This window comes from Pseudoclavibacter sp. RFBJ3, assembly GCF_002931375.1.
Classification (GTDB): Bacteria; Actinomycetota; Actinomycetes; order Actinomycetales; family Microbacteriaceae; genus Pseudoclavibacter.
This window is the reverse complement of record NZ_PSXZ01000004.1, coordinates 392418-409337: the sequence shown is the minus strand read 5'-3', so window position 1 is coordinate 409337 and position 16920 is coordinate 392418. Positions and strand designations below refer to the sequence as shown.

Here is a 16920-nt window from a genome sequence, read left to right as displayed (position 1 = left end):
GGGCCGTGCATCCACAGGTGTGGATGCACGGCCCCCGAAGGCCGTCCGCGTGATCAGCGGGACAGCGCGTAGCCGGTCTCGCCGTGCACGACCACGTCGACGCCGGCCACTTCGTCCTCGTGGCGCACCCGGAAGCCGATGGTCTTCTGGATGACCCAGGCCACGAGGAAGCTCACTCCGAACGAGTAGAGGAGCACACCGAGGGAAGCGATGAGCTGGACGATGAGCTGCTCGAACCCACCACCGGTGAAGAGACCGGTGTCGAAGGCGAACAGGCCGGGCCAGATGGAGCCGACGAGGCCGCCGACGAGGTGCAGGCCCACGACGTCGAGCGAGTCGTCGAAGCCGAGCTTGAACTTCAGCTCGATCGCGAAGGCGCACAGGACACCGGACACGAGGCCGAGCAGCAGCGCCCAGCCGGGCGTCAGCACGGCGCAGGCCGGTGTGATCGCGACCAGGCCGGCGATCGCGCCCGACGCGGCACCGATCGAGGTCGCCTTGCCGTTGCGCAGCTTCTCGACGATGATCCAGCCGAGGATACCCGCGGCGGGAGCCGCGATGGTGTTGATGAAGAGCAGTCCGGGTCCCGGGAACTCGGTGCCCTCGAGGTCTCCCCAAGCCGCTCCGACGTTGAAGCCGAACCAGCCGAACCAGAGGATCGCGGTTCCGAGGAGGACAAGAGGAACGTTGTGGGGCTGCGTGATGCCCTTGCCGAAGCCGACGCGCTTGCCGAGGACAAGAGCGAGGGCCAGCGCGGCCGCTCCGGCGTTGATGTGCACCGCCGTGCCACCCGCGTAGTCGATGACCTCGACGCCCTGGAAGCCGAGCTGCGCGCCGAGCTGCATGATCCAGCCACCGCCCCAGACCCAGGCAGCGACGGGGAAGTACACGAACGTCGCGAAGATGCCGGCGAAGAGCATCCAGGCACCGAACTTGGCTCGGTCTGCGATGGCTCCCGAGATGAGGGCAGTGGTGATGATGGCGAAGGTGCCCCCGTACGCCGCACCGGCGGTCGCGTTGCTGTCCTGGATCAGGTTGGTGAGCGCGAAGTCGGAGAGGGGGTCTCCCGCGAACTGGAAGAAGGAATCTCCCGAGACGGCCGACATGTTGTAGCCGTAGAGGATCCAGAGCACTGCGACGAGGCCGAGGGCCCCGAACGAGAGCATCATCATGCTCACGACGCTCTTTTCCTTCACCATGCCGCCGTAGAAGAGGGCGAGTCCTGGTGTCATGAAGAGCACAAGCGCTGCGCTGATCATCAGCCAGGCGGTTCCACCGGTATCCATTGCATCCTCGCTTTCGCCACCCGTGCTGCGACCTGGAGGCCGCGTCGTCGTGACACGGAGTGGGGAGATGCAATGAGTCTGCGCAAGGCGCGTGTCAGCGATGGGGCGGGACCGTTTCCATCATGTTTCGGAGCGGCCCGGTGTGTTACGAGTCTGTGTCGCGAGCGTCATCGCGCCACCGGAGGCGTGGCACGGGACGCGCCCGTCACACGGAGGCTGTCTGCTCCTGTGCGGTCGAGGCGATGAGCCTGGAGACGCAGCGCAGGTACTTCTTGCGGTAGCCGCCGTCGATCATCCCGCCGCCGAAGATCCGGTCGAGGGCGAGCCCAGATGCCGCGATGGGGATCTGCGCGTCATAGACGCGGTCGATGAAGGCGACGAAGCGGAGGGCCTCAGCCTGGTCGGTCAGCTCGTGCACATCGCTGAGTGCGAGGAGGTCGATGTCCTCGACGAGCCGGACGTACTTGGACGGATGCACGGTGGCGAGGTGCTGCACGAGGTCGTCGAAGCCGTCGTAAGCGACGGACCTGCCGTCGGCGACCGCGTCTTCCACCAGCGAGCCGAGGCGCTCCGGCGGCGTGACGGCGGCGTGGCCGGACATGTCGCGGCGCCGGTAGTCGGTGCCGTCGATGCGCAGGGTGTCGAAGACGTCGGCCAGCTTCGTGATCTCGCGGAGGAAGTCCGAGGCCGCGAAGCGACCCTCGCCTAGTGCGTTCGGCGGGGTGTTGCTCGTCGCGGCGATGCTCGTACCCGAGTCGACGAGCTCACCGAGGAGTCTGGACATGACCATCGTGTCGCCCGGGTCGTCGAGCTCGAACTCGTCGATGGCGATGAGGCTGGTGCCCCGGAGTGAGCGGACCGCCTCGGCATAGCCGAGGGCGCCCACGAGCGCGGTGTACTCGATGAAGGTGCCGAAGTACTTGCGTCCCGGGTGTGCGTGCCAGATCGAGGCGAGCAGGTGCGTCTTGCCGACGCCGAAGCCGCCGTCGAGATAGATGCCGGGCTTGACGGGCGGTGCCTTCTTGAGGAAGCCGAAGAGGCCCTTGCTCCCGGACGCGGGAGCTGCCTTCACTCCGGCGAAGCGCTCCCCCGCCTCAACGGCGGCGGCCTGGGACGGGTACTCGGGATCGGGCCGGTACGTGGCGAACTTGGCGGCGTCGAACTGCCTGGGAGGCACGAGGTCCTTCACCATCTCTGCCGCCGTGACGGTCGGTGAGAGTTCGGTCAGGTGCAGCAAGCGGCCTACGCCCACGGAGTCCTCGTACTTTCCAGTGAGTAATGCCCGGTGCGGGCTCCTGCAGATCCTACCGCCAGCCGCTCAGCTGCGCGTCGTCAGGGCACCTGCCCGGTACCGTGGTGGCATGCACGACGTCACGCTTCCGGAATCCCTCGATCTGCTTCGCGAGGAGCTGCTCGAGGTATCGCCCCGCGACCGCCTCGAGCTCCTCGCCGAGATCGGTGCAGAGCTCCCCGGCGTCGACCCGGGCGACACAGCGTCGTTCGAGCGCGTCATCGAGTGTCAGTCGCCCGTCTTCTTCGACGTCTCGTTGACCCCGGAGCGGCGTGTGCGCCTGCGCATCTCCGTTCCACCCGGCGCGCCGATGACACGGGGCTTCGCGGCTGCGCTTGTCCAGGGCGTGGATGGGCAGCAACCGGAGGCTCTCCTGGGGCTTCCCGAGGATCTCCCGGGCGCCCTCGGGCTCACGGATCTGGTCTCACCGCTGCGACGAAGCGGCATGGTGGCCCTGCAGGCGCGGGCGAAGCGCCAGCTGCTCGAGCTCCTCTCGGCGGACGGACGTTCCTAGAAGGTCGCCAGCCACTCGTCCAGCGACTGCTCCCATCTCCCGCTGTCGACGTTCCAGAGCCGCGTGTGCAGTGCCCGTTCGAACTCCCGATAGGTGACGAGGTCCGGGCGCCGCCTGGCGAGCTCCCGGCTCGCATCGACCGGCACAACCGTGTCGCCACTCGAGTGGAAGAGCAGGATGGGCACCGTCAGCTCGGCGAGCCGATCGAGGATCTCCAGCTTCGAGAGCGGAATCGGCGCTTCCAGGCCGAGGAGGGGCCGGGCGAGCGGGCTGCCGATGAGCCAGATGCCGAGTGCGGTCACGATTCGAGGGAGCCGCATGGCCGATCCCTGATAACGAAGGATCGATCGCCAGCTCAACGCCGGAGACTCGAGGAAGATGCCCGCGATGAGCTCCCGGTGTCGCGCGTTGAGGGCCGCCTGTATGACCGTGCCCCCGCCCATCGACCACCCAACGAGGATGATGCGCCGAGCACCCCTGGACACGGCCCAGTCCATCGCCGACTCGACGTCGCGCCACTCCGTGGCTCCCAGACCGAACTTGCCGTCTGGCGAGGGCGGCGCCAGAGCGTCGTTGCGGTAGCTCACGACGAGCGAGTTCCAGCCTCGACCGCGGAAGAGCGGAACGGCCCGGAGGGGCTCCGTCATGACCGCACCGCGACCGTGGACGTGGATCGCCCACGAGTCGCTGGCCTGAGCCGCGGGGATGAGCCAGGCTGGCATCGCACCGAGTGGCGTCTGCACATCGACCCAGCGCCAGGGCAGGTTGAGGTCCCGAACCCACAGCTGCGGCGCGGATGCCAGGCGCACGGACCGCACCCGCTCGAGCTGCGCGCCCTGCTCCCCCCAGAAGCGCCTCGTGACGGTGCGCTCTGACTCGTCGACCACTGCACCCACGTTGGCGCGACCCGTCTCTGCCGCGAAGACGAGGCTGTAGTGCCCGGGAGCGGCCGTCTCCGGCGTGCGCGCGAGCGTGACGGTGCCCGCCTGCTTGTCGACGCCGAGCAGGCGGACCGGATCCTTGCGGCGTCGCGGCGGGGTGACGACTGCGCGCGCGACCATGGTCGAGGCGGTCGCGACGACGGCCCCGAGTCCCACGACGAGAGCGCCGAGCGAGGCTGCGGCGAATTTCGTCGCCGACGACGACGACTCGGTTGAGGCACGTTTTGCGGCACACATCACGTCGATGATGACGCAACCCGGCCGTGAACACGCCGGACGAGCGACGTTCCGACACGGCGCGCCTGATCTGCGGAGCCCAGGGCCAGGCCTAGTCTCGTCGCGTGGTTGTCCCGTTGCATCGATCCGCCCCGGAGTTCGAGGCCGCCGTAGAGGCGGTCCGTGCGGCCGAGTTCCGCTCTGCCCTCACGGTGAGCGAGATCCGCCCCCCGGCGAACCTGGCCCCCGAGTCGCTCGCCCTCTCCGGAGACGTGCGGCCTACTGCTCACGCAAGCGATTCCGAACTCGGAACCGGCAGGTTCATCCTGCTGCACGACGAGAGCGAGCCAGAAGCCTGGCGCGGCGCCTTCCGCGTCGTGTGCTTCGCCCAGGCTCCGCTCGAACCCGAGATCGGCGTCGACCCCTTCCTCGCGCCCGTTGCCTGGTCGTGGCTCATGGATGCCCTCGAGTCCAGAGGCGCGGCCTTCGAGCACCCGTCCGGCACGGCGACGACCATCAACGGTCGAGGCTTCGGCGAGCTCGAAGACCAGGGCGAGGGCGCCCAGATCGAACTCAGAGCATCCTGGACCCCACGGGAGACGGACCTCGCGGCTCACGCGGAAGCCTGGGGCGAGTTGCTCTGCCTGCTGGCGGGCATGCCCCCGGAGACCGAGGCCGACGACGGAGTCCAGGTTCTCCAGCACTTGAGGAAGGCGAAAGATGGGGCTTGATGCCGACCGTCTGAAAGCTGGCGGACTGGAGGTGATCGAGACCGAAACGCAGTTGCAGGCGGCACTCGATCGTCTCGCCGCCGGCACGGGACCCGTAGCCGTGGATGCGGAGCGCGCATCCGGATACCGATACTCGGAGCGCGCCTACCTGGTGCAGCTCTACCGGCGAGGGAGCGGCACGCTCCTCATCGATCCCATCGCGACTGGATCGCTCGCGCGGCTGCAGGAGATCATCGGCGACGAGGAGTGGATCTTCCACGCGGCGACACAGGATCTTCCGTGCCTCCGCGAGCTCGATCTCGACCCGAGCCTCATCTTCGACACCGAGCTCGCGGCGAGGCTCCTCGGGTACGAGCGAGTCGGGCTCGGCGCCGTCATCGAGCGCCTGCTCGGCATCTCGCTCGAGAAGGCGCACTCAGCCGCCGACTGGTCGACTCGCCCGCTGCCGGAAACCTGGCTCGCGTACGCTGCGCTCGACGTGGAGCTACTCATCGACGTCAGGGACCAGCTCCACCAGGAGCTCATCGACGCCGAGAAGCTCGATGCCGCCCGCGAGGAGTTCGCGGACATCCTCACTCGCGAGCTGGGGGTCAAGAAGCCGGACCCGTGGCGTCGGATCGGCGGCATCAGCCGGCTCCGCAGCCCGAGGGCCCTCGCTGTTGCGAGGGAGCTCTGGCTCTCTCGCGACGAGGCGGCGCGCAGTACCGACACCGCCCCCGGGCGACTCTTCCCCGACCGGGCGCTCGCAGCGGTCGCGACAGCCATGCCCCGCACTCGAGGCGAGCTGGCACGCCTGAAGGAATTCACCGGACGCGCATCCCGAACCCAGCTCGACCGCTGGTGGGGTGCCGTCGAGCGCGGACTCACGACCGAGGAGCTGCCTCCGCAGGCGCCACGGGACCCGGACCGCATGCCGCACCACCGCCAGTGGGAGCAGCGCTCCCCCGAGGCGGACCGTCGGCTGAAGCTCGCGCGCGAGTTCCTCGTCGCCCACGCTGAGACCCTCCACATGCCGGTTGAGAACCTGCTCACTCCGGAGCTGCTGCGGCGAGCCGCCTGGGTCCCGCGTCAGCCTGTCTCCGCCGACGCCGTCGCCGAGCACCTGCGCGAGCTCGGCGCACGGGCGTGGCAGACCAGCGAGGTTGCACAGGGAATCGCCTCGGCTTTTGTAGAAGCTGACCAATTGACTTCCGTGCAGAACGACGAGGATTCGTAGCTTCACACGACGCATTGGCTTCCGATCAGGCGAGCATCCATAGGATGACCGAGTCAATAGATGCTTGGAGGCAGTGTGGCCAATCGAGAAGTGTTGTTCATCGACGGCGTTCGAACCCCATTCGGACGTGCGGGCGAGAAGGGCATGTACTGGAAGACCCGTGCGGATGACCTCGCAGTCAAGGCGATCAAGGGTCTCCTCGACCGGAACCCGCAGATCCCGCACGAACGCTACGACGACGTCGCCATCGCCGCGACGACCCAGCAGGGCGACCAGGGACTGACGCTCGGCCGATCCACGGCGATCCTCGCTGGACTTCCGAACACCGTTCCCGGCCTCGCCATCGACCGCATGTGCGCTGGCGCCATGACGGCCGTCACCACCATGGGGTCCGGCATCGGCTTCGGGGCCTACGACGTCACCATCGCCGGCGGCGTCGAGCACATGGGCAGGCACCCGCTCGGCATCGGCGCAGACCCCAACCCGCGCTTCGTCGCCGAGCAGCTCGTCAGCGGTGACGCCCTGAACATGGGCAAGACCGCCGAGCGACTCCACGATCGATTCCCGCAGCTCACACGCGAACGCAGCGACCGCTACGCGATGCGCAGCCAGCAGAAGGCCGCTGCCGCCTACGAGAACGGCCAGCTGCAGCCGGACCTCATCCCCGTCGCCATCGAATCCGAAGCGGGCTGGGGCCTCGCGACCCGCGACGAGACGCTCCGACCAGAGACGAACATGGCGACGCTCTCGACGCTGAAGACCCCGTTCCGCCCGCACGGCCGAGTGACGGCCGGAAATGCCAGCGGGCTCAACGACGGGGCCACGGCCGCCATCCTGGCCTCGAGCGCCGCCGCGAAGGAGTTCGGCCTCGCCCCGAAGATGCGCATGGTGACGTTCGCGTTCGCCGGAGTGCAGCCCGAGGTCATGGGTCTCGGGCCCGTGCCCTCGACCGAGAAGGCCCTCGACCGCGCCGGCATGACGATCGACGACATCGGACTCTTCGAGCTCAACGAGGCCTTCGCCGTCCAGGTGCTGTCGTTCCTCGACCACTACGGCATCGACGACGACGACCCCTCGGTCAACCCGTACGGTGGAGCCATTGCCATCGGGCATCCCCTTGCATCCTCAGGTGTCCGCCTCATGACGCAGCTCGCGAAGCAGTTCGAGGAGCACCCGGAAGTTCGCTTCGGCCTGACCGCGATGTGCGTCGGACTCGGACAGGGCGGCACGGTCATCTGGGAGAACCCGAACTGGAACGGCAAGTCGCACGCACGCCGAGGCTTCGGCAAGAAGGGACGCTGAGCACCATGGCAACCGATCTTCGAGCACGCTACGCTCCCCTGCTCGCCATGAGCACCGACGAGGTCGTGACGCACTCGCTCGTCCGTGACGTCACGCTGCCGAGCGGCCGCACGCTGGCCCTCATCACCCTCGACAACGGCCACGACTACACGCGCCCGAACACGCTCGGACCGGAGACGCTCGCCCAACTCGGCGAGGTCCTCTCCGGCCTGCGCGCCCGCGCCTCCTCCCATGACATCCATGCGGTTGCGATCACGGGCAAGCGCTTCAACTTCGCAGCCGGAGCTGATCTCTCCAACGTGGGATCGATCCCGAGCCGAGAGGTCGCGTTCCTCCTCGCGAGGCTCGGCCATGAGGTGCTCGGCTCCCTCGGCAAGCTCGGAGTACCCAGCTTCACGTTCTACAACGGACTCGCGCTCGGAGGCGGCGTCGAGATCGGGCTCAACTCCGACTACCGCACGGTCGACGCGACCGTTCCGGCATTCGCCCTGCCCGAGACCTTCCTCGGTCTCGTTCCGGGCTGGGGAGGCGCGAGCATCCTCCCGAATCTCATCGGCATCGAGAACGCCCTCAAGGTCATCATCGAGAATCCGCTCAAGCAGAACCGGATGCTCAAGGGACCCCAGGTGGCGGAGCTCGGCATCGCCGACGCGATCTTCCCGAGCTTGAACTTCCTGGAGGACTCGCTGGCCTGGGCCGACAAGGTCATCGGCGGAGACATCGAGGTCAAGCGGCCGAACGCTCCCGGACGCCTCGAGCGCCTCGCGAAGTGGGATCTCGCGATCAGCATCGCGAGGAAGTCGCTCGAGGAGAAGCTCGGCACCGTCGCGCTCGCTCCCTACCGCGCACTCGAGCTGCTGAAGCTCGCGAAGGGCGACGACCGGGAGAAGGGCTTCGCCGCGGAGGACGAGGCCCTGGCCGACCTCATCTCCGGGGACCAGTTCGTGGCCTCGATCTACGCCTTCAACCTGGTGCAGAAGCGTGCGAAGCGCCCCGCAGGCGCCCCGGACAAGGCCCTCGCTCGCCGCATCGACAAGGTCGGCGTCATCGGTGCCGGCCTCATGGCGACACAGTTCGCGACGCTCTTCGTGCGCCGTCTGAAGGTGCCGGTCGTCATCACCGATCTCGACCAGGCTCGCGTCGACACGGGAGTCGCGGCCATCCGACGCGAGCTCGAGAAGCTCCACGAGAAGGGGCGGATCGAGAGCGACGAGTACGGCCGACTGATCGGCCTCGTCCACGGCACGACCGACCGGAGCGAGTTCGCGGACTGCGACTGGGTCATCGAGGCGGTCTTCGAGGAGCTGGGCGTCAAGCAGCAGGTCTTCGCGGACTTCGAGAAGATCGTGGGACCCGAGACCGTTCTCGCCACGAACACCTCCTCGCTCTCGGTCGCGGAGATCGGCGCTCAGCTCGAACACCCGGAGCGCCTCGTGGGCTTCCACTTCTTCAACCCCGTCGCGCAGATGCCGCTCATCGAGGTCGTGCGGACCGACAGCACCGACGACGCGACCTTGGCGACGGCGATGGCAACCGCGAAGAACCTCAAGAAGACCGCCGTCATCACCAGGGATGCGCCAGGATTCGTCGTGAACCGCGTCCTCGCCAAGGTCCTTGGCGAGGCCATGAACGCGGTCGACACCGGCACCTCGTTCGAGACCGTCGACCACGCGCTCGACAGGATCGGTCTCCCGATGACACCGTTCGAGCTGCTCGAGCTGGTGGGGCTCAAGGTCGGCGCCCACGTGCTCGACACGCATCACAAGGCGTTCCCTGACCGGTTCTTCGAGTCAGAGAACCTCCACAGGCTGGCCGACTACGGCAAGCTGTACGACCGTGACGGCAAGGGCCGCGTGAAGGGCTTCGACAAGAAGGCCGTGCAGATCGTCGCAGGGGGCAAGACGCCGATGACCGCCGCCTCATTCGCCGACCGCGTCGAGGTCGGCCTCGCCGACGAGATCAAGCGGATGCTCGACGAGCAGGTCGTTGCGGGGCCGGAGGACATCGATCTGTGCCTCATCCTGGGAGCTGGCTACCCGTTCCAGGCGGGAGGCATCACGCCCTACCTCGACCGGGTCGGAGCCTCCCAGAAGGCGTTCGGAGGCACCTTCCATACGCCGCCGATCCGCGGAGCCGCGTCGCACTGACCCCGTCAGCTGACAACGAAGGCGCCTCCTAACCCGGAGCTCGGGTGAGGAGGCGCCTTCGTGTCGTGGGGTCGTCGTCAGTGCTTGGCGTGGTACTTGACAGGCTCTGGGAGCCCGGCCTCGGCGCGGATACGGCGCGAGAGCCGCTCGAGCGAGGTGAGCGCGGCGATGACATCGTCGGACGTCACCGCGAACGGCATGTTGTGGATCGTCTCCCCCGCCACGGTCGCGGCCTCGGCGACGAGCCGCAGCTCGTGCTTGTCGTCGGTGGAGAGCCCGATCTCCGTGAGCGTCGTCGGAAGTCCGAGCTTCGTGGTGAAGACGATGAAATCGCGGATCTCCTCCGCGGGAGCCCCCTCCAGGATGAGCTGAGCGATCGATCCGATGTTGACCTTCTCGCCGTGCTGCAGGCCATGCGTCTGCGGGGCGGCTGTCAGCCCGTTGTGGATCGCGTGGGCGGCAGCGAGCCCACCTGACTCGAAGCCGAGTCCCGAGAGCAGCGTGTTCGCCTCGATGGCGCGCTCGAGAGCCGGCGTCACCACGCCGTCCTCGACGGCGTCCAGCGCGCTCGCCGCGTTCTCCCAGAGGACGTCCCAGCTGAGCTTCGCGAGGGCCGTTCCGGTCTGCGTGGGCAGCCCACCCGCCATCGTGCTCGCGTTGGAGCGGCTCGTCGCACGGGCCTCGAGCCAAGTGGCCAGCGCATCACCGAAACCAGCCACGAGGAACCGTGCGGGTGCATCCGCCACGAGCTGGGAGTCGATGAGCACGAGGTCGGGGTTGCGCGGGAAGAAGCGGTACTCCTCGAACTCCCCTGCCTCCGTGTAGATGACGGCGAGCGCCGAGGTCGGCGCGTCGGTGGATGCGACTGTGGGGACACTCACCCATCGGACGCCAGCGAGGTGGCCCGCGGCCTTCGCGGCGTCGATCGTGCTGCCTCCACCGACGGCGACGATCACGTCGCTGCCGCTCGCCGTGATGACCTCGACGATGCGGTCGATCTCTCCCGAGGAGGCGACGCCGTTGAAGCGCTCGCGCGGGACCTCGGCCTCTCCCCCGGTGAACGAGGTCGAGAGGCGCTCCCCGAGGAGGTCCCAGACGAAGTCGTCCGCGAGCAGCAGCGGGGTGGACCCGATCTGCGCGACGAACTCCCCGAGCCGTGCAAGTGCGCCCTTGCCCTGCACATAGCGGCCTGGGCTCAGTACGGTACGGATGGGAATCTCAGTGCTCATGCGGAACTCCTTCGTCGTGGGAAATCGCTCCAACGGTATCGACCGGAGATGCACGCGCACAGCGCCCGTACTCAGCGAGTGAGGGCGCGAATCGTGTACGACGCCGAAGGGCGGAGCCTCTCGGCTCCGCCCTTCGGTTCTGCGCTGCGCCCGCTACGCCGTGGCGAGCTGGCGGAGCACGTACTGCAGGATTCCGCCGTTGCGGTAGTAGTCGGCTTCACCGGGGGTGTCGATGCGGACGACAGCATCGAACTCGATCGTCTGCTTGCCCTCGGGCGAGTCAGAGGTGGGCTCAGCGATGACGTGCACCGTCTTGGGCGTGGAGCCCTCGTTGAGCTTCTCGATGCCCTCGATCGAGATCGACTCCGTGCCATCGAGGCCGAGCGATGCCCAGCTCTCGCCTGCCGGGAACTGCAGCGGGACGACACCCATGCCGATGAGGTTCGAGCGGTGGATGCGCTCGAAGCTCTCGACGATGACGGCGCGGACGCCGAGCAGGCTCGTGCCCTTGGCAGCCCAGTCGCGAGAAGAGCCGGAGCCGTACTCCTTGCCACCGAGGACGACCAGCGGCGTGCCGGACTCCGCGTAGTTCTGCGCGGCGTCGTAGATGAACGACTGCGGGCCGTCGGGCTGCGTGAAGTCACGCGTGTAGCCGCCCTCGACGCCGTCGAGGAGCTGGTTCTTGAGGCGGATGTTCGCGAACGTTCCACGGATCATGATCTCGTGGTTGCCGCGACGCGAGCCGTAGGAGTTGAAGTCCTTGCGGCCGACGCCGTGCTCCGTCAGGTACTTTCCGGCGGGGCTGTCTGCCTTGATCGATCCAGCAGGGCTGATGTGGTCGGTCGTGACCGAGTCGCCGAGCTTGGCGAGCACACGCGCGCTCTTGATGTCGGTGACCGGCGTGAGCTCCATGACCATGCCATCGAAGTACGGGGGCTTCCGGACGTACGTCGACTGGTCATCCCACTCGAACGTGGCGCCGGTGGGCGTGGGGAGCGAACGCCAGCGCTCGTCGCCGTCGAAGACCGCGCCGTACTCGCGCGTGAACATGTCCGTGTCGATGGACGTGTCGATCGTGGACTGCACCTCGTCTGCGGTCGGCCAGATCTCGCTGAGGAAGACGTCCTTGCCGTCGGAGTCCTTGCCGAGCGCCTGCGTCTCGAAGTCGAAGTCCATCGTTCCGGCGAGCGCGTAGGCGATGACCAGCGGCGGCGAAGCCAGGTAGTTCATCTTCACGTCGGGGTTGATGCGACCCTCGAAGTTGCGGTTTCCGGAGAGGACAGCGGTGACGGCGAGGTCGTTGTCGTTGATCGCCTCGGAGATCTCCTCGTTGAGGGGACCAGAGTTGCCGATGCACGTCGTGCAGCCGTATCCGACCGTGTAGAAGCCGAGCGCCTCGAGCGAGTCGGTGAGTCCGGCCTTCTCGTAGTAGTTCGTGACGACCTTCGAACCGGGGGCGAGCGTGGTCTTGACCCACGGCTTCGCCTTCAGACCGCGCTCGCTCGCCTTCTTGGCGAGGAGACCCGCCGCGAGCATGACCGACGGGTTGGAGGTGTTGGTGCAGCTCGTGATGGCTGCGATGGCGACCGAGCCGTGGTCGATCGTGTAGCTCTGGCCGTCAGCGCCCTGCACCTGGACCGGCTTGCGGTCGTGCGAGAAGGTCGGCGCCGTCTGCTGCTCGCGGACGTCGGAGTCCTCGGAGGTGGGCGTGAGCTTGGCGGGGTCTGACGCCGGGAAGCTGTCCTCTCCGGCGACGTCGACGAGTCCGAAGTCTTCCGCCGTGTAGTCGTTGAGGTCGGCGCCGAACTGGCCCTTGGCCTTGGACAGCTCGATGCGGTCCTGCGGGCGGCGGGGGCCGGCGATCGACGGGACGACGGTCGAGAGGTCGAGCTCGAGGTACTCCGAGTAGGAGAGCTCCTTGCTCGGGTCGTGCCAGAGGTGCTGCTCCTTGGCGTACGCCTCGACGAGCTTGACCTGCTCCTCGCTGCGGCCCGTGAGGCGCAGGTAGCTGAGCGTCTCGTCGTCGATCGGGAACATGGCGGCCGTCGAGCCGAACTCGGGGCTCATGTTGCCGATCGTGGCGCGGTTGGCGAGCGGCACTGCGCCGACACCTTCGCCGTAGAACTCGACGAACTTGCCGACGACGCCGTGCTTGCGCAGGAGGTCGGTGATCGTGAGGACGACGTCGGTCGCGGTGACGCCCATGGGGATCTGGCCCTTGAGCTTGAAGCCGACGACCTTCGGGATGAGCATCGACACGGGCTGGCCGAGCATGGCCGCCTCTGCCTCGATGCCGCCGACGCCCCAGCCGAGCACGCCGAGTCCGTTGACCATCGTGGTGTGGGAGTCGGTGCCGACGAGGGTGTCCGGGTAGGCCTGCAGCACGCCGCCAACCTCGCGGACGAAGGTGACGCGCGCCAGGTACTCGATGTTGACCTGGTGGACGATGCCCGTTCCCGGGGGGACGACCTTGAAGTCCTCGAAGGCGGTCTGGCCCCAGCGGAGGAACTGGTAGCGCTCGCCGTTGCGCTGGTACTCGATCTCGACGTTGCGCTCGAGCGCGTCGGCCTGACCGAAGAGGTCGGCGATGACCGAGTGGTCGATGACGAGTTCAGCGGGAGCGAGCGGGTTGACCTTCTCGGGGTCACCGCCCAGCTGGGTCACGGCCTCGCGCATGGTGGCGAGGTCGACGATGCAGGGAACACCGGTGAAGTCCTGGAGGACGACACGCGCTGGCGAGAACTGGATCTCGGTGTCCGGGTCTGCCGAAGGCACCCACGAACCGAGCTTCTGGATCTGCTCTGCGGTCACGTTCGCGCCGTCTTCGGTGCGGAGGAGGTTCTCGAGGAGAACCTTGAGGCTGAAGGGGAGTTTCTCGAACCCCTCAACCTTGTCGATGCGGAAGATCTCGTACTCGGTGCCGTCGACACTGAGCGTGTCTTTGGCTCCGAAGCTGTTGACTGCGGTCACGTCTCGGCTCCTTCTTTGCAACTCTGGGTGCGCGGCCCGCGCCCAGCAATCATCTCGCGTCTCGCCGTGGCTTGCCTCGAAGGTGATCCTGAGTTGATCGAGACGCTTTTATCTTGACATCAAGATACTTTACCTGGTTCACTCTGCTCTCCCGACCGGGACGCACTCAGGAGCGCCCGGACGAAGAGCACCGTCACGACCAGGACGACGGCATACATGGGGGTGCCCATGAGCAGCCGGGCGAGTCCGAGCGCCTCGACGTTGCCGGCGAAGTAGAGCGGCAGCTGCACGACGAGTCGAAGCGCGAAGAAGCCGACCCACACGAGCGTGATGACGGACATCCACCGCAGCATCGCGCGGTCCTGGCGCCAGCTCGACCCCTGCCCGGTGATGAGCCCCGTGACCAACCCGATGACGGGCCAGCGGACGAGGACCGAGACGAGCAGAGCCGCACCGTAGGCGGCGTTGGTGTAGAACCCGACGAGGTAGAAGTTCTCGCCCCTGCCTGTCGTCATCGCGAGGATGCCGGAGATCAGGAGCGCGACGAGGCCCGAGATCGCGGGGACGACGGGCTCCTTCTGCACTGCGCGGACCACGATGAAGAGGAGACCGAGGACCGCCGGCGCGAGGACGGCGATCCACAGCTCGGTGCCGAGGGTGAACAGCACGAGGAACACGATGCCAGGAAGCAGTGTCTCGACCAGGCCGCGAACACCGCCCATGGCAGCCAGGAGCGACGCGCCGGAGATGCCGCCCTCCGTGAGCCTGCCGAGCGACGACGACTTCGCGGCGTCTTCCAGCTTGCGCCTGTTGGGCGCGTCGGCGGAGGGCTCTGCCTGCTCGGGCCGTTCGTCCTCGGGCAGCGTCATGCCTGCTCTGCCTCCCCGGATGCGGCGTCCTCGGTTGCCGTCTTCGACGTCGGGTCGGCCATGGCCTTCGGGACGACGAGCGTCAGGAGCTCACGTGGCGGCAGCGGGGCATCGCCGCGGACGACGACGACACTCCTGAACAGCTCGACGAGCTCGACGCGGGTGGCCTCGTCGCGCAACGCCTTGCCCGTCAGGACGCCTCGGAGGAACCAGCGAGGACCATCGACGCCGAAGAAGCGCGCGGACCTGGTCTGGTTCGACGCAGCACCCTTGATGACGACCGGGATCTTCGTGTCGAGGACGGGGCCGAGGATGCCCTCCACCTCTTCCGCCGTTCCGCCCTGCTTGCGGACCTGCTCGGCGAGCTGGGCCATGATCGAGTGCCAGAGGCCGGTGGACCGTGGCGCTGCGAACGCCTGGATCTGCATGGTCGACTCCTTGTAGTCGAGGGCGACGGCAACGAGTCGCTTCGTCTTCTCCTCGACCTCGAGCCGGAGACCGAGCCCTTCGCGAGCCGGGATGCGCAGCGCGCCCAGGTCCACGTAGCGCTTCGCGGGGCTCGCCTCGGAGATGTCGAACGGCCCGCGGGTCTCGCGATCGTCAGGCGCGGACTTCGCGTCCATGTCCTCGTCGTCTTCGAGGTCAACCGCGTCGTCGAGTTCTTCCTCGTCGATGCCGTCATCGTCGACGGTGAGCTTGTCGGCCTTCTCAGGCTTCTCTTCTTCCTTCTTGAGGAAATCAAACAGTCCCATTGGGTGCCTCCTGGTCAGACGAATAGCCGGTGGAGCCGAAGCCGCCCTCTCCACGCTGCGAGGCGGAGAGCTGCTCGGTCTGGATGAAACGCACTGGCGCGAGCTGCATGACCACGAGCTGCGCGATCCGGTCGCCTGCCGCGATGGCGTAGCTCTCGGACGAATCGGTGTTGAGCATGATCACCTTCACCTCACCCCGGTAGCCGGAGTCGATGGTGCCAGGCGCGTTGACGAGCGTTATGCCGTGCTTCGCCGCCAGCCCCGAGCGCGGCATCACGAAGCCGACGGTTCCCGCCGGAAGCTCGAGTCGAACTCCCGTGCCCACGACGGCGCGCTGGCCGGGGGCGAGAGTGACGGATTCGGTCGCGATCAGGTCGGCCCCGGCGTCGCCTGGCTGGGCGAACGTGGGGAGGACGCCCGAGACGGGCACATCTATGGCAATGCTCACCGTACGAGCCTAGCCGAGGCGTGACCGGATCGTGATCTGACAGCGGCGCACGACAAAGCGTGATGCAATATCTCCATGCCTGTCTTCCACGAGCGCTTGTGGCCAGCCGCGTGGGTGTACGCCGTCGGCTTCCTCATGGTGCCCGCCGTCATCCTCGTGTTCACGCCGATCAACTTCTGGATCGGTGCGGCCATCGCAGTGACGCTCTACGCCGCGTTCCTCACGCTCGTCCTCGCCTACTCGCCCATCATCGAGGTCACGGCGACCCAGGTCCGGGTCGCGGGCGCCCACGTGCCACTGAGCTTCACCGGGCAGTGCCTCCCCCACACGACCCGTGAGCGTGCTCGTCTCGCCGCGGGCCCCCAGCTGGACCTGCGTGCCTGGCTGTGCATCCGCGGCTGGATCCCGACCTCGCTCACGATCGAGATCACCGACGACGCGGACCCGGTCCCCTACTGGCTCATCTCGACGCGTCGGCCCACCGAGCTCGCGGCTGCCATCACCGAGGCTCGGGCTGTGAACAGGCGTCAGACGAGCTGATGCAGCGGGACGCGCCCGTCGCTCGACACTGAGCCGCGTTCCCCTGTCTCACCGACAGACGACCGAAGCCGCATCCCTGAGGATGCGGCTTCGGTCGTGTGCTCTGCCTTCGATCAGGCGGTTGCGCAGTCGTGGCAGATCGGCCCGAGGGCCGAGCTCTTCTCGAGCTGCGAGCGGTGCTTGACGAGGAAGCACTCGACGCAGGTGAACTCGTCGGCCTGCGGCGGGATCACCACGGTCTCGAGTTCAACGTCTGCGAGGTCTGCTGCAGAGAGGTCGAAGCTGCCGGGGTTGTCCGCATCTTCGGCGTCAACGCTGCCGGAGAGACGATCCGGCACTCGCTCCTTCAGCGCCTCGATGGACTCTGCGTCATCGTCGGTCTTGCGAGGTGCGTCGTAGTCGGTCGCCATACCTATCCAAATCTCTTCAATGGGGGGGAACTCCCCCAGGCGCGGCAATTGTGCACGA

Annotated in this window: 15 protein-coding genes; 6 read left to right on the top strand and 9 right to left on the bottom strand. The window is 67.4% G+C overall.

Annotated features, from left to right (window positions below; all coding sequences use genetic code 11):
• Positions 1-53: 53 nt before the first annotated feature.
• Both C5E07_RS05710 and zapE read right to left on the bottom strand, forming a co-directional pair.
• A complete protein-coding gene (locus tag C5E07_RS05710; protein WP_104298735.1) occupies positions 54-1286 on the bottom strand; it encodes an ammonium transporter in 1233 nt (410 codons plus the stop codon).
• A gap of 205 nt (positions 1287-1491) precedes the next feature.
• Positions 1492-2478 (bottom strand): cell division protein ZapE, encoded by a 987-nt coding sequence (gene zapE, locus C5E07_RS05705; RefSeq protein WP_104298813.1) that lies wholly within the window; start codon positions 2476-2478, stop codon positions 1492-1494.
• A 169-nt stretch (positions 2479-2647) separates the two neighbouring features.
• Between zapE and C5E07_RS05700 the strand changes: the two genes are divergently transcribed.
• Positions 2648-3091 (top strand): SufE family protein, encoded by a 444-nt coding sequence (locus C5E07_RS05700; protein ID WP_104241337.1) that lies wholly within the window; start codon positions 2648-2650, stop codon positions 3089-3091.
• Here the strand turns inward: C5E07_RS05700 and C5E07_RS05695 are convergent.
• A complete protein-coding gene (locus C5E07_RS05695; RefSeq protein ID WP_104298734.1) occupies positions 3088-4269 on the bottom strand; it encodes an alpha/beta hydrolase in 1182 nt (393 codons plus the stop codon). The two genes, C5E07_RS05700 and C5E07_RS05695, sit on opposite strands and share 4 nt — an antisense overlap.
• A gap of 104 nt (positions 4270-4373) precedes the next feature.
• On the opposite strand from C5E07_RS05695, the gene C5E07_RS05690 reads away from it, so the two are divergent.
• From C5E07_RS05690 to C5E07_RS05675, 4 genes are all read left to right on the top strand, one after another.
• On the top strand, positions 4374-4979 hold the full coding sequence (locus C5E07_RS05690; RefSeq protein WP_104241339.1) for a DUF3000 domain-containing protein: 606 nt from the start codon (positions 4374-4376) through the stop codon (positions 4977-4979).
• Entirely contained in the window at positions 4969-6195 is a 1227-nt protein-coding gene (locus C5E07_RS05685; protein ID WP_104298733.1) for an HRDC domain-containing protein, read from the top strand. Before C5E07_RS05690 ends, C5E07_RS05685 begins: the two co-directional genes overlap by 11 nt.
• A gap of 75 nt (positions 6196-6270) precedes the next feature.
• Complete coding sequence (locus C5E07_RS05680) at positions 6271-7497, top strand: thiolase family protein (protein WP_258063782.1); 1227 nt, start codon at positions 6271-6273, stop codon at positions 7495-7497.
• 5 nt (positions 7498-7502) lie between these two features.
• The gene (locus C5E07_RS05675; RefSeq protein ID WP_104298732.1) at positions 7503-9644 is read left to right on the top strand and encodes a 3-hydroxyacyl-CoA dehydrogenase NAD-binding domain-containing protein; all 2142 of its coding nucleotides are present in this window, start codon (positions 7503-7505) and stop codon (positions 9642-9644) included.
• A 77-nt stretch (positions 9645-9721) separates the two neighbouring features.
• Here C5E07_RS05675 and C5E07_RS05670 read toward each other — a convergent pair whose 3' ends face one another.
• The 5 genes from C5E07_RS05670 to dut form a co-directional block, all read right to left on the bottom strand.
• Positions 9722-10873, bottom strand: coding sequence for a glycerol dehydrogenase (locus tag C5E07_RS05670; protein ID WP_104298731.1), 1152 nt, complete (start codon positions 10871-10873; stop codon positions 9722-9724).
• Between the two features lie 153 nt (positions 10874-11026).
• The gene (acnA, locus tag C5E07_RS05665; protein ID WP_104241344.1) at positions 11027-13843 is read right to left on the bottom strand and encodes an aconitate hydratase AcnA; all 2817 of its coding nucleotides are present in this window, start codon (positions 13841-13843) and stop codon (positions 11027-11029) included.
• A gap of 119 nt (positions 13844-13962) precedes the next feature.
• Positions 13963-14712 (bottom strand): DUF3159 domain-containing protein, encoded by a 750-nt coding sequence (locus C5E07_RS05660; RefSeq protein ID WP_104241345.1) that lies wholly within the window; start codon positions 14710-14712, stop codon positions 13963-13965.
• Positions 14709-15464, bottom strand: coding sequence for a DUF3710 domain-containing protein (locus C5E07_RS05655; protein WP_104298730.1), 756 nt, complete (start codon positions 15462-15464; stop codon positions 14709-14711). Before C5E07_RS05655 ends, C5E07_RS05660 begins: the two co-directional genes overlap by 4 nt.
• Complete coding sequence (gene dut / locus C5E07_RS05650) at positions 15451-15912, bottom strand: dUTP diphosphatase (RefSeq protein WP_201297641.1); 462 nt, start codon at positions 15910-15912, stop codon at positions 15451-15453. Before dut ends, C5E07_RS05655 begins: the two co-directional genes overlap by 14 nt.
• A gap of 75 nt (positions 15913-15987) precedes the next feature.
• Here dut and C5E07_RS05645 point away from each other — a divergent pair, with 75 nt between their 5' ends.
• Positions 15988-16452, top strand: coding sequence for a DUF3093 domain-containing protein (locus C5E07_RS05645; protein WP_104241347.1), 465 nt, complete (start codon positions 15988-15990; stop codon positions 16450-16452).
• Between the two features lie 113 nt (positions 16453-16565).
• Here the strand turns inward: C5E07_RS05645 and C5E07_RS05640 are convergent, their stop codons facing one another.
• Complete coding sequence (locus C5E07_RS05640) at positions 16566-16862, bottom strand: DUF4193 domain-containing protein (RefSeq protein WP_104241348.1); 297 nt, start codon at positions 16860-16862, stop codon at positions 16566-16568.
• Positions 16863-16920 lie beyond the last annotated feature (58 nt).